The organism is Streptomyces sp. NPDC001663, assembly GCF_042893105.1.
GTDB lineage: Bacteria > Actinomycetota > Actinomycetes > Streptomycetales > Streptomycetaceae > Streptomyces.
The window spans coordinates 355,053-368,369 of record NZ_JBIAUR010000008.1 but is presented as its reverse complement, the minus strand read 5'-3'; the positions used below and the strand labels follow the sequence as shown (position 1 = coordinate 368,369).

The 13,317-nt window shown below is 67.2% G+C and carries 6 protein-coding genes; 5 read left to right on the top strand and 1 reads right to left on the bottom strand.

Translation table 11 applies throughout. The features are described from left to right. Nucleotides 1-106: 106 nt before the first annotated feature. From ACFY1L_RS26840 to ACFY1L_RS26825, 4 genes are all read left to right on the top strand, one after another. Complete coding sequence (locus tag ACFY1L_RS26840; RefSeq protein ID WP_388829338.1) at nt 107-1,111, top strand: carbohydrate ABC transporter permease; 1,005 nt, start codon at nt 107-109, stop codon at nt 1,109-1,111. A gap of 13 nt (nt 1,112-1,124) precedes the next feature. Beyond that, nucleotides 1,125-2,036, top strand: a complete 912-nt coding sequence (locus ACFY1L_RS26835) for a sugar ABC transporter permease (RefSeq protein ID WP_388829335.1) — start codon at nt 1,125-1,127, stop codon at nt 2,034-2,036. 124 nt (nt 2,037-2,160) lie between these two features. After that, nucleotides 2,161-3,831, top strand: coding sequence for a glycoside hydrolase family 13 protein (locus ACFY1L_RS26830; protein WP_388829332.1), 1,671 nt, complete (start codon nt 2,161-2,163; stop codon nt 3,829-3,831). A 155-nt stretch (nt 3,832-3,986) separates the two neighbouring features. Continuing rightward, on the top strand, nt 3,987-5,360 hold the full coding sequence (locus ACFY1L_RS26825; protein WP_388829329.1) for an alpha-amylase family protein: 1,374 nt from the start codon (nt 3,987-3,989) through the stop codon (nt 5,358-5,360). A gap of 231 nt (nt 5,361-5,591) precedes the next feature. On the opposite strand, the gene ACFY1L_RS26820 is transcribed toward ACFY1L_RS26825, so the two are convergent. Then, a complete protein-coding gene (locus ACFY1L_RS26820; RefSeq protein ID WP_388829326.1) occupies nt 5,592-7,664 on the bottom strand; it encodes a carbohydrate-binding module family 20 domain-containing protein in 2,073 nt (690 codons plus the stop codon). Nucleotides 7,665-7,863: 199 nt separating this feature from the next. On the opposite strand from ACFY1L_RS26820, the gene pulA reads away from it, so the two are divergent. Further along, nucleotides 7,864-13,278 (top strand): pullulanase-type alpha-1,6-glucosidase, encoded by a 5,415-nt coding sequence (gene pulA, locus ACFY1L_RS26815; RefSeq protein WP_388829323.1) that lies wholly within the window; start codon nt 7,864-7,866, stop codon nt 13,276-13,278. The last annotated feature ends 39 nt before the right edge of the window (nt 13,279-13,317 follow it).

Sequence of the window (13,317 nt, the reverse complement as noted above, 5' to 3'; positions counted from 1 at the left end):
CTTCCCCAGAGGGGGTGCCCCCATTTCATGGGGGGACGGACCCGGCGGTCACCGGCCTGTGCCCAGCCTCTTCCCAGCGCCGTAGAACTTCCAGAAGGTGTCGAACATGACAGTCGCCATCGACCGCGCCACCGGCAAGCGCCGCGGTGACCGCGCGCCGCGGCCCGGGTTGGGCGGGCGCTTCAAGAACAGCTACCAGAAGTACTGGTACGCGTACGCGATGATCGCCCCGGTGATCGTCGTGCTCGGCGTCCTCGTGCTGTACCCGTTGGTGTACGGCCTCTACCTCACCCTCACCGACGCCAACAGCCTCAACACCGCGCGCACGATCGGCGTCAACCACATCGACGCCACCTACAAGTTCATCGGGCTCGACAACTACAAGGACATCCTGTTCGGCCCGACGGCCTACGACCGCTTCTGGTCCCACTTCATCTGGACGATCGTCTGGACGGCACTGTGCGTCGCCCTGCACTACACGATCGGACTCGGCCTCGCCCTGCTGCTCAACCAGAAGCTGCGCGGCCGGACCCTGTACCGGCTGATCCTGATCCTGCCGTGGGCCGTGCCGACCTTCGTCACCGTCTTCGGCTGGCGGTTCATGCTCGCCGACGGCGGCATCATCAACGTCGCCCTGGACGCCCTTCATCTGCCGCAGCCGGACTGGCTGGAGAGCACCTTCTGGCAGCGGTTCGCCGCCATCATGGTCAACACCTGGTGCGGTGTGCCGTTCATGATGGTCTCGCTGCTCGGCGGACTGCAGTCCATCGACGCCTCCCTGTACGAGGCCGCCGAGATGGACGGCGCCACCGCCTGGCAGCGCTTCCGCTACGTCACCCTGCCGGGCCTGAGGTCCGTCAGCTCCACCGTCGTACTGCTCGGCATCATCTGGACCTTCAACCAGTTCGCCGTCATCTTCCTGCTGTTCGGCAACACCGCCGCGGACGCCCAGATCCTGGTCACCTGGGCCTACTACCTCGGCTTCGGACAGCAACCGCGCGACTTCGCACAGTCGGCCGCCTACGGCATGCTGCTGTTGGCCATCCTGATCGTCTTCACCTCCTTCTACCGCCGCTGGCTGAACCGCAATGAGCAGCAGCTCGCGATCTGAGGCAGGAGCTCCCATGAGTACGACCACTGTCGAGACCTCCGCCGCCGTGACCGACCAGGACTCCGCGGCCACCCCGCCCCGCAAGGCGCGCCGGCGCGGCGAGCACGGCCTCGCCGCCTCCCTCACCTCGCACGGCATCCTGATCGTCGCGAGCCTGATCGCCTTCTTCCCGGTGGCCTGGCTGATCTATCTGTCCCTCGGCCCGGACAAGGACGACTACCTCCACCCCGGCGGCATCTGGGGCAAGATGTCGTTCTCCAACTACTCCTTCGTGCTGCAGCACACGGAGTTCTTCGACTGGCTGAAGAGCTCGCTCATCGTCTCGCTCGGCACCACCGTCATCGGCGTACTGATCGCCGCCACCACCGGCTACGCGGTCTCCCGCATGCGCTTCCCGGGCTACAAGAAGTTCATGTGGGTGCTACTGGTCACCCAGATGTTCCCGGTAGCCGTACTCATGGTGCCGATGTACCAGATCCTGTCGGACCTGCAGCTCATCGACAGTTACCTTGGACTCGTCCTCGTCTACTGCTCGACCGCGGTGCCCTACTGCGCCTGGCTGCTGAAGGGCTACTTCGACACGATCCCGTTCGAGATCGACGAGGCGGGACGCGTCGACGGGCTGACCCCCTTCGGCACGTTCGCGCGACTGATCCTCCCGCTCGCCAAGCCGGGCCTGGCGGTCGCCGCGTTCTACAGCTTCCTCACCGCCTTCGGCGAGGTCGCCTTCGCGTCGACGTTCATGCTGTCCGACACCCAGTACACCTTCGCCGTCGGTCTGCAGACCTTCGTCAGCGAGCACGACGCCCAGCGCAACCTGATGGCCGCCACCGCGGTGCTGATCGCGATACCCGTCTCCGTGTTCTTCTACCTCGTGCAGAAGAACCTGGTGACCGGCCTCACCGCGGGCGGCACGAAGGGCTGACGCCCCCCAGTACCCGAGGCGGCCGCAGTGTCCATCCGACCCCGCTGTCACCGCGGCCGCCTCGTCACCCGCCGCCGTACGCACAAAGCCCATGACCCCACCTCCGTCACGTATCAAGGACGCCATGAGCCAGCAGCACTCCGCAGCCGACCCGGCCCCGACGACCGCCACGGCCACTGTCGCCAGACGCCGCGACTGGTGGCGGGACGCGGTGATCTACCAGGTCTATCCGCGCAGCTTCGCCGACAGCAACGGCGACGGCATGGGCGATCTGGAAGGCGTACGCTCCCGACTCCCGTATCTGCGCGACCTCGGCGTGGACGCCGTGTGGCTCAGCCCCTTCTACGCCTCCCCGCAGGCCGACGCCGGCTACGACGTCGCCGACTACCGGGCCGTGGACCCCATGTTCGGCAACCTCCTGGACGCCGACGCACTGATCCGCGACGCCCGCGAAATGGGCCTGAGGATCATCGTCGACCTCGTCCCGAACCACTCCTCCGACCAGCACGAGTGGTTCAAGCGGGCCCTGCGCGAAGGCCCCGGCTCGCCCCTGCGCGACCGCTACCACTTCCGCCCCGGCAAGGGTGCGAGCGGCGAACTCCCGCCCAACGACTGGGAGTCCATCTTCGGCGGCCCGGCATGGACACGTGTCGACGACGGAGAGTGGTACCTGCACCTCTTCGCCCCCGAGCAGCCCGACCTCAACTGGGAACACCCCGCCGTCGGCGACGAGTTCCGCTCCATCCTGCGCTTCTGGCTCGACATGGGCGTCGACGGCTTCCGCATCGACGTCGCCCACGGCCTGGTCAAGGCCGACGGCCTGCCCGACCTCGGCTCCCACGAGCAACTCAAGCTACTGGGCAACGATGTCATGCCGTTCTTCGACCAGGACGGCGTGCACGAGATCTACCGCCAGTGGCGCCTGATCCTCGACGAGTACCCGGGCGAGCGCATCTTCGTCGCCGAGGCATGGACGCCGACGGTCGAGCGCACCGCCAACTACGTCCGCCCCGACGAGCTCCACCAGGCCTTCAACTTCCAGTACCTGTCGACCGATTGGGACGCGGCCGAGCTCCGCAAGGTCGTCGACCGCACCCTGGACGCGATGCGCCCGGTCGGCGCCCCCGCCACCTGGGTCCTCTCCAACCACGACGTCACCCGCCACGCCACCCGCTTCGCCAACCCGCCCGGCCTCGGCACCCAGATCCGCCTGGCCGGCGACCGCGCACTCGGCCTGCGCCGGGCCCGCGCCGCCACCCTCCTGATGCTCGCGCTGCCCGGCTCGGCGTACGTCTACCAGGGCGAGGAACTCGGCCTCCCCGACGTCGTCGACCTCGCGGACGAGGTCCGCCAGGACCCCGCGTACTTCCGCGGCGCCGGCCAGGACGGCTTCCGCGACGGCTGCCGGGTGCCGATCCCGTGGACCCGGACGGGATCCTCGTACGGCTTCGGCGACGGCGGCAGCTGGCTCCCGCAGCCGGAGGGCTGGGGCGAGTTGAGCATCGAGGCACAGACCGGCGTGCCCGGCTCGACCCTCGAGCTGTACCGCGCCGCCCTCGCCGTCCGCCGCGAACAGCCCGACCTCGGCGCGGGCGACTCGGTCGAGTGGCTGCGCGCCCCCGAGGGCGTACTCGCCTTCCGCCGCGGGGAGTTCGTGTGCGTCGCCAACACCAGCGGCGAGTCGGTGACGACTCCGGCGTACGGCCGCGTCCTGCTCACCAGCGGCGAGGTGACCGAGGCGGACGGCGAGACGAAGGTGCCGGCGGACACGACGGTGTGGTTCACCACCGCCTGACCCAACTGCCGGGCGCCTGACGGCGTCTCTGAAAGTTCTTGCATCAACTTCACACGGCCCGCTGCCTTTTCAGGCGGCGGGCCTTTAACATCTCCGTCACCGCAAGTTTGCTGAAAGATTGCAGCAAGACCCTTCAACGGTGAAGGAGCCCCCACATGGCACGCAGAACCCTCTCGGTGACCGTCGCCCTCGCGGCCGCCGCCCTTGTCATGAACCCGACCCTCGCGCACGCCTCCCCGCCCGGCACCAAGGACGTCACCGCCGTCCTCTTCGAGTGGAACTTCGCCTCCGTCGCCAAGGAGTGCACCAACACCCTCGGTCCCGCCGGCTACGGCTACGTCCAGGTCAGCCCACCCGCCGAGCACATACAGGGCTCGCAGTGGTGGACCTCGTACCAGCCGGTGAGCTACAAGATCGCGGGCCGGCTCGGCGACCGTACGGCCTTCCAGAACATGGTGAACACCTGTCACACGGCCGGAGTGAAGGTCGTCGTCGACACGGTCATCAATCACATGTCCGCGGGCAGCGGGACCGGAACCGGCGGATCGTCGTACACGAAGTACAACTACCCGGGCCTGTACTCCTCGTACGACTTCGACGACTGCACATCCCTGGTCAACAACTACAGCGACCGCTGGAACGTCCAGCACTGCGAACTGGTCGGCCTCGCCGACCTGGACACGGGCGAGGACTACGTCCGCAAGACCATCGCCGGGTACATGAACGACCTGCTCACCCTCGGCGTCGACGGCTTCCGCATCGACGCGGCCAAGCACATCGACACCGCCGACCTCGCCAACATCAAGTCCCGGCTGAGCAACCCGTCGGTGTACTGGAAGCAGGAGGTCATCTACGGCAGCGGAGAGGCCGTCCAGCCCACCGAGTACACGGGCAACGGCGACGTCCAGGAGTTCCGCTACGCCTACGACCTCAAGCGCGTCTTCAACAACGAGAACCTCGCCTACCTGAAGAACTACGGCGAGGGCTGGGGCTACATGAACAGCTCGGTCGCCGGCGTCTTCGTCGACAACCACGACACCGAGCGCAACGGCTCGACCCTCAACTACAAGGACGGGGCGAACTACACCCTCGCCAACGTCTTCATGCTCGCCTACCCGTACGGCGCCCCGGACATCAACTCCGGCTACGAGTGGTCCGACTCGGACGCCGGACCGCCCAACAACGGCTCCGTGACCGCCTGTTGGCAGGACGGCTGGAAGTGCCAGCACGCCTGGCCGGAGATCAAGTCCATGGTCGCCTTCCGCAACGCCACGCGCGGCGAGTCGGTGACCAACTGGTGGGACAACGGGGGCGATGCGATCGCCTTCGGGCGGGGCAGCAGGGGCTTTGTGGCCATCAACCACGAGTCGGGCTCGCTGAGCCGGACGTACCAGACGTCGCTGCCGGCGGGGACGTACTGCAACGTGCAGAACAACACGAGCGTGACGGTGAACTCCAGCGGCCAGTTCACCGCAACGCTCGGCTCCAACACCGCCCTTGCGATCTACGCGGGCAAGTCGAGCTGCTGAGCGGCTGAGTAACCAAAGGGGAACGTGGGATTGACGCTCGCAGAGTGTCGTCCTACGTTCCCTGCTGTCTATGGGAGCGCTCCCATGTGCGCCCCCATGCGTTCCTGTGAAGGGAGCACCATGCAGCGCGGACTCAGAAACAGCCGGTCGTGGCGGTCGGCGGGGGTTCGCTGACCGCCACGGTTCCGGCTCGGTCTCTGGTCACCTACATCGTCAGGCGATAGAGCCCGCTCACTTCCAGGTGTCGCTGGTGGAGTATCCGGACGAACTGCCCGTCGTGTACGAGCGGTTCGTCCCGGACTCCCAGGTCACGTTCCCGGAGCTGTCCTTCTTGACGTACTTGTACGTGAAGGCCGTGCTCTTCGGGACGATCACCAGCTTGCTCCACGTCGGGTACGACTCCGACGACAGCGGAATCGCGTCGCTCGTGTTCCAGGAGCCGAGGGAGGCGACGGAGCCCACGACGTAGACGTTGGTGCCCCAGTCAGTCGTCGCGTACTCGTTGAAGGTGACGTCGGTGGCGTCGGCGTCCGCCACGTTCCAGGAGTTGTTCAGGGAGATCGCCGAAGTCGTCGTGGTGGCCGACCTGTTGGCGTTCGACTCCCAGGTGACGTTTCCGGACGAGTCTTTTTTGACGTACTTGTAGGTGAACGACGTGTTGATCGGCACACTCACCTCGCCCGACCAGATCGGGTATCCGGTCGACGACAGCTGGATCGCCTTCGAGGTGTCCCAGCTGCCAAGCGCCGAGATCGAGCCGACCACGTAGACGTTCGTGCCGCTCGTCGTGGACGCGTACTCGTTGAAGGTCGCGCTCACCGTCGAACCGGACGAGCCGCCGCCCGTGTCGCCGCAGCCCACCGTGCAGGTGTACGACGAGTTGTAGAAGGCGACCGCGCTCTTCGCGGGGATGGTGATCGACGCGCTGCCGCCGGAGACGGTCACCTTTGTCGTGCCGCCGTCGATCACGTTGCTGTACGTGCCGTCGGCCATGCCCGTCGTGAAGGTGTAAGTCGCCGACGAGGAACCGTTGTTGAGCGCGAAGAAGCCCGCGCCCGACCGCCCGAAGCCGATCACGCTCGACGACTTGGTCTGCCAGTCGGAGACCGCCGCCGTGTCGACCGCGTTGTGCCAGGCCACCATGCCGACGACCGCCGTGTCGCGGTCCAGGCAGTACCAGGAGCCGCTGTCGCAGTCCGTGTCGGTGACGAAGCCGGCGGAGTTCGGCGGGGCCTGGTCGCTCTGGGTCCACTCCCAGCTGGCGTAGACCGTGGGCGTCGACCACTTGTAGGCGAGCTGGAAGAGGTTGGCGAGCTTGTAGGTGTCGCCGTCCTTGTAGCTCATGTGCAGGCCGTTGCGCTCGGTGTCGTGGTTGGTCACGAAGGACACCGAGTTGGCGGCCGGGAGGATGCCGGACGACGACAGGGACCCCAGGTCGCTCACGTTCCCCTGGAACGCCGACTTCATCTTGCTCGCGTACGTGAAGTCGAGGACGTCGCCGGAGGAGTAGTAGTCGCTGGGCTGCGGGGTCGAGCCGGGATAGATCTCCTGGAAGACGTACGGCGCCGTCCCGGACGTCGTGTTCGTCAGCTTCGACTCGATCGCCGCGAGGTCGGTCTCGGGGATGTGCTTGGCCGCGTCGACCCGGAAGCCGTCGACGCCGAGGGCGAGTTGGGAGTTCAGGAAGTCCGCGATACCCGCGCGGACGGTGTCCGAGCCGGTCTTCAGGTCGGGCAGGCCGAGGAGTTCGCAGTTCTGGACCTGGGTGAGGTTCGAGTAGTCCTGGATGGTGAGGTCGGAGGTCGGGCAGCTGCTGGAGTCGTGATAGTCGCTCCGGTCCCACTCCGGGGTGTCGTACTTGTTGGTGATCGTCGTGCCGTTGTAGCCGGTGCCGGTCTGTGCGGCGGTGTGGTTGATCACCGCGTCCGTGTACACCTTGACGCCGGCGTTGTGGCAGGCGGTGATCATCGACGCGAACTTCGCCGCCGTGCCGAAGCGGCTGTTCAGGTCGTAGGAGTAGGGCTGGTAGACGTCCCACCAGTAGTACGACGACTGCTTGAGGGACTCGGCGGGCGGGGCGACCTGGACCGCGCCGTAGCCGGCGGGACCCAGGACATTCGTGCACTCGGAGGCTATGGAGTCCCAGTTCCATTCCCAGAGGTTGGCGATGACGTCGCCCTTGGCGGTGGTGTCCGCGTGTGCGGTCGTGGCGGGCAGCGCGACGGCGCCCGCGAGGGCCAGCGCGCCGGCGGCCGCGGCAGTTGCCGTGCGCCGGAAGACACCCGGGGGTCGGTGTCCGATCATGTGCGGCTCCGATGAAAGGTGTTTGGGTTTCAACCAAAGGTCAACCAGTGGTGAGAGTGGGGCCGTTGGGGAGGTGCGTCAAGGTTGCTCGTGAAAGTTCTTGCTATGAGTTTCAAGTCTCTTGCTGTAAACCTTGCGTTAGCGATACGGTCGCGCGGGGTCGGACCCAGAGAGCCGTAATCGCAAGGAGTTCCCGCCTGTGATACCGAGATGGCCGGCGCCCCGGACGCGCCGAACCGCCCACGCCAGACGGGTCGCGGCCGTCACCGTCGCCGCGCTCGCCGTAGCCCTCGTGCAGCCGCTCGCGGCCCACGCGGACTCCCCGCCTCCGCCACCCTCCGACGCGAAGCTCGCCGCTCAGCCCGCCCGGCACGACGACACCCGCGAGCAGTTCTACTTCGTCATACCGGACCGTTTCGCCAACGGCGACACCGCCAACGACAGGGGCGGACTTACGGGTTCACGCCTGTCCACCGGCTACGACCCCACCGACAAGGGCTTCTACCAGGGCGGTGACCTCAAGGGCCTGACGAAGAAGCTCGACTACATCAAGGGCCTCGGCACCACCGCCATCTGGATGGCCCCGATCTTCAAGAACCGTCCCGTGCAGGGCACCGGCAGCAACGCCTCGGCCGGCTACCACGGTTACTGGATCACCGACTTCACCCAGGTCGACCCGCACTTCGGGACCAACAAGGACCTCGAGACCCTGATCTCCAAGGCGCACGCCAAGGGCATGAAGGTCTTCTTCGACGTCATCACCAACCACACCGCCGACGTCGTCGACTATGCGGAGAAGTCCTACGACTACCTCTCCAAGGGCGCCTTCCCGTACCTGACCAAGGACGGGCGGCCCTTCGACGACGCCGACTACGCGGACGGCGGCAAGAAGTTCCCGGCCGTCGACGCCGACTCCTTCCCCCGCATGCCGACCGTCGCCGCCGCGGACAAGAACGCCAAGGTCCCCGCCTGGCTCAACGACCCGACGATGTACCACAACCGCGGTGACTCCACCTTCGCCGGCGAGAGCTCCACGTACGGCGACTTCGGCGGCCTCGACGACCTGTGGACCGAGCGTCCCGAGGTCGTCAGCGGCATGGAGAAGATCTACGAGCGCTGGGTGCGCGACTTCGACATCGACGGCTTCCGGATCGACACCGTGAAGCACGTCGACATGGACTTCTGGACCCAGTGGGCGACCGCCCTCGACGCGTACGCCGCCAAGCAGGGGCGCAAGAACTTCTTCATGTTCGGCGAGGTCTACTCCGCCGACACCTCCATCACGTCGCCGTACGTCACCCAGGGCCGCCTCGACGCCACCCTCGACTTCCCCTTCCAGGACGCCGCCCGCACCTACGCCTCCCAGGGCGGCAGCGCGCAGAAGCTGGCCTCGGTCTTCGGCGACGACTACAAGTACACGACCGACAAGGCCAACGCCTACGAGCAGGTCACCTTCCTCGGCAACCACGACATGGGCCGCATCGGGTACTTCCTGGAGCAGGACAACCCGAAGGCCACGGACGCCCAGTTGCTCGCCAAGGACCGGCTCGCCAACGAGGTGATGTTCCTCAGCCGCGGCAACCCGGTCGTCTACTACGGCGACGAGCAGGGCTTCACCGGCGCCGGCGGCGACAAGGACGCCCGCCAGACGATGTTCGCCTCGAAGGTCGCCGACTACCTCGACGACGACGAGATCGGCACCGACCGCACGCACGCGAGTGACTCGTACGACACAACTGCCCCGCTCTACAAGCAGATCGCCGCTCTCGGCAAGCTGCGCAAGGACAACCCCGCGCTCACGGACGGGGTGCAGACGCAGCGGTACGCGGCCGACGGCTCGGGCATCTACGCCTTCTCCCGGACGAGCACCGGCAGCGACAGGACCGAGTACGTCGTCGCCCTCAACAACGCCGACGAGGCCAAGACGGCGACCTTCGCGACCGGCTCCGCGGGCATGAAGTTCCGTGGGATCTACGGCACTTCGGCCGATGTCACCTCCGACAGCGACAAGAAGGTCACGGTCACCGTCCCGGCCGGGTCCGCCGTCGTCTTCAAGGCGGCCGGCAAGCTCGCCAAGCCGGCCACCGCACCGACGCTCACCCTCAAGGTCCCCGACGCGGGCGCCACCGGCACGGTCGAGTTGTCGGCCGACGTCGACGGCGGCCGGCTCAACCGTGTCGTCTTCGCCGCCCAGGTGGGTAACGGCAAGTGGAAGACGCTCGGCTCCGCCGATCACGCCCCGTACAAAGTCACGCAGGCCATCGGCAAGGACGTACCGTCAGGAACTGCCCTGCGTTACAAGGCAGTTGTCATCGACTCGGCCGGACGGACCTCGAGCGCGACCGCGCAGAGCACCACCGGCACCCCGCCCGCCGAGGAGACACCCACCGCCTCCTCCCGCGACTACGCGATCGTCCACTACAAGCGCACCGACGGCGACTACGACAACTGGGGCCTGTACGCCTGGGGCGACCTCGCCGACGGCGAGTCGACCACCTGGCCCGCCGGCCACCCCTTCATCGGCCGTGACGCCTACGGCGCCTTCGCCTACGTCAAGCTGAAGCCCGGCGCCTCCAGCGTCGGCTTCCTGGTCGTCGACAAGGACGGCAACAAGGACGTCTCCACCGACCGCACCATCGACGTCACCAAGACCGGCGAGGTCTGGATCGAGCAGGGCAAGGAGGCCGTACAGACCACGCGGCCGGACTACCCGGCGCAGGACAAGGCCAAGGCGGTCATCCACTACCACCGCGCCGACGGGAACTACGACGGCTGGGGACTGCACGTCTGGACCGGCGCCGCGAACCCCACCGACTGGTCGAGCCCGCTGAAGCCGGTGAAGACTGACGCCTATGGTGCGGTCTTCGAGGTGCCGCTGGGCGACGGTGCCACCAGCCTCAGTTACATCATCCACAAGGGCGACGAGAAGGACCTCCCGGCCGACCAGTCGCTGGACCTCAAGTCCAACGGCTACGAGGTGTGGCTGTTGAACGGCCAGGAGAAGTACCTGCTGCCCCAGCCCGCGGGCTCGGCCGCCGCGCTCGACCTGACCACCTCCAAGGCGGTCTGGATCGACCGCAACACCGTCGCCTGGAACGGCTCCGACGCCGCCGCCTCCACCCAGCTGCTCTACTCCCACGACGGCTCGATCGCCGTGAAGGACGGCGCGCTGACCAGCGACGACGAGCGCTGGCTGCGGCTGGGCAGGACCACGCTCACCGACGCCCAGAAGGCCAAGTTCCCGTACCTGAAGGACTACACGGCCTGGTCCGTCGACCCGCGCGACCGGGACCGTGTGCGCGAGGCCCTCGACGGCCAGCTCGTCGCCTCCCAACGGGCCGCGAACGGGGCGGTGTTGGCGGCGACCGGCGTGCAGATCGCGGGCGTGCTCGACGACCTGTACGCCGACGCGACGAAGTCCGCACTCGGCCCCACGTTCCACAACGGCCGTCCCACGCTTGCCGTCTGGGCGCCGACGGCGCAGAAGGTGTCACTCGAGCTCGACGGTGATGTAAAGCCGATGCACCGCAACGACGCCACCGGCGTCTGGTCCGTCACCGGCCCGGGGTCCTGGAAGAACAAGCCCTATCGGTACGTCGTCAAGGTGTGGGCGCCGAGCGTCCGCAAGGTCGTCACCAACAAGGTCACCGACCCCTACTCGGTCGCCCTCACCGCGAACTCCGAGCGCAGTCTCCTCGTCGACCTCGACGACAGGTCCCTTGCCCCGAGCGGCTGGTCGGGCTACGTCAAGCCCAAGGCCGTACCCCTGAAGGACGCGCAGATCCAGGAGCTGCACGTCCGGGACTTCTCGGTGGCGGACAAGAGCACCCCGGCCGCGCACCGCGGCACCTACCTCGCCTTCACCGACAAGGGCAGCGACGGCTCGAAGCACCTGCGTGAGCTCGCCAAGTCGGGGACGTCGTACGTCCATCTGCTGCCCGCGTTCGACATCGCCACCATCCCCGAGAAGAAGGCGGACCAGGCGACCACCGACTGCGACCTCGCCTCCTACCCGGCCGACTCCGACAAGCAGCAGGAGTGCGTCGCGAAGATCGCCGCGAAGGACGCCTACAACTGGGGCTACGACCCGTACCACTACACGGTCCCCGAGGGGTCGTACGCGACCGACCCGGACGGCACCGGCCGTACCGTCGAGTTCCGCAGGATGGTCAAGTCGCTGAACGAGGACGGCCTCAGGGTCGTCATGGACGTCGTCTACAACCACACCGCGGCCAGCGGCCAGGCGGACACCAGCGTCCTCGACAAGGTCGTACCCGGCTACTACCAGCGCCTCCTCGCGGACGGCTCGGTGGCGAACAGCACCTGCTGTGCCAACACCGCCACCGAGAACGCCATGATGGGCAAACTGGTCGTCGACTCCGTGGTCACCTGGGCCAAGGAGTACAAGGTCGACGGGTTCCGCTTCGACCTCATGGGACACCAGCCGAAAGCCAACATCCTCGCCGTCCGCAAGGCCCTCGACGCGCTGACCCTCGCGAAGGACGGCGTCGACGGCAAGAAGATCATCATGTACGGCGAGGGCTGGAACTTCGGCGAGGTCGCCGACGACGCCCGCTTCGTGCAGGCCACGCAGAAGAACATGGCCGGAACCGGCATCGCCACCTTCTCCGACCGGGCCCGTGACGCCGTGCGCGGCGGCAGCCCCTTCGACTCCGACCCCGGCGTCCAGGGCTTCGCCTCCGGTCTGTACACCGACCCCAACTCCTCGACCGCCAACGGCACTTCGGCCGAGCAGAAGTCCCGGCTGCTGCACTACCAGGACCTGATCAAGGTCGGGCTCTCCGGCAACCTCGCCAAGTACCGCTTCACCGACACCGCCGGCAAGGAGGTCACCGGCTCCGAGGTCGACTACAACGGCCAGGCCGCCGGATACGCGGACGCGCCCGGCGACGCCCTCGCCTACGTCGACGCGCACGACAACGAGTCGCTGTTCGACGCCCTCACCTACAAACTGCCGAAGGACACCTCCGCCACCGACCGGGCCCGGATGCAGGTCCTCGCGATGGCGACGGCCACCCTCTCGCAGGGCCCGGCCCTCTCCCAGGCAGGCACCGACCTGCTCCGCTCCAAGTCCCTGGACCGCAACTCCTTCGACAGCGGCGACTGGTTCAACGCCGTCCACTGGAACTGCGCGGACGGCAACGGCTTCGGGCGAGGGCTGCCGATGGCGGCCGACAACGAGTCCAAGTGGTCGTACGCAAAGCCCCTGTTGAGCACGGTGAAGGTGGGCTGCTCGCAGATCGAGGGCGCCTCGGCCGCGTACCGGGATCTCCTGAAGATCCGTACGACGGACAGCGTCTTCTCGCTCGGTACGGCCGCGCAGGTGCAGTCGAAGCTGTCGTTCCCGCTGTCCGGGAAGGACGAGACGCCCGGCGTGATCACCATGGAACTCGGTGACCTCGTCGTCGTCTTCAACGCCACCCCACAACAGCAGGAGCAGCGGATCGGCGCCCTGGCCGGAACCGGCTACCGGCTGCACCCGGTGCAGACGGCGGGCGCAGACCCTATCGTCAAGAACTCTTCCTATGAGCGGGAATCGGGCACGTTCGCCGTTCCGGGGCGCACTGTTGCGATATTCTCCCGGATCTCCTGATACGGGCATTACTTTGGTGGGGCAGACCTCGAACGACGG

What these genes read in the sequence shown, in the direction of transcription:
- ACFY1L_RS26820 (WP_388829326.1), bottom strand. Translation starts at nt 7,664, where the DNA reads ATGATCGGACACCGACCCCCGGGTGTCTTCCGGCGCACGGCAACTGCC.
- ACFY1L_RS26830 (WP_388829332.1), top strand. Translation starts at nt 2,161, where the DNA reads ATGAGCCAGCAGCACTCCGCAGCCGACCCGGCCCCGACGACCGCCACG.
- ACFY1L_RS26835 (WP_388829335.1), top strand. Translation starts at nt 1,125, where the DNA reads ATGAGTACGACCACTGTCGAGACCTCCGCCGCCGTGACCGACCAGGAC.
- ACFY1L_RS26825 (WP_388829329.1), top strand. Translation starts at nt 3,987, where the DNA reads ATGGCACGCAGAACCCTCTCGGTGACCGTCGCCCTCGCGGCCGCCGCC.
- ACFY1L_RS26840 (WP_388829338.1), top strand. Translation starts at nt 107, where the DNA reads ATGACAGTCGCCATCGACCGCGCCACCGGCAAGCGCCGCGGTGACCGC.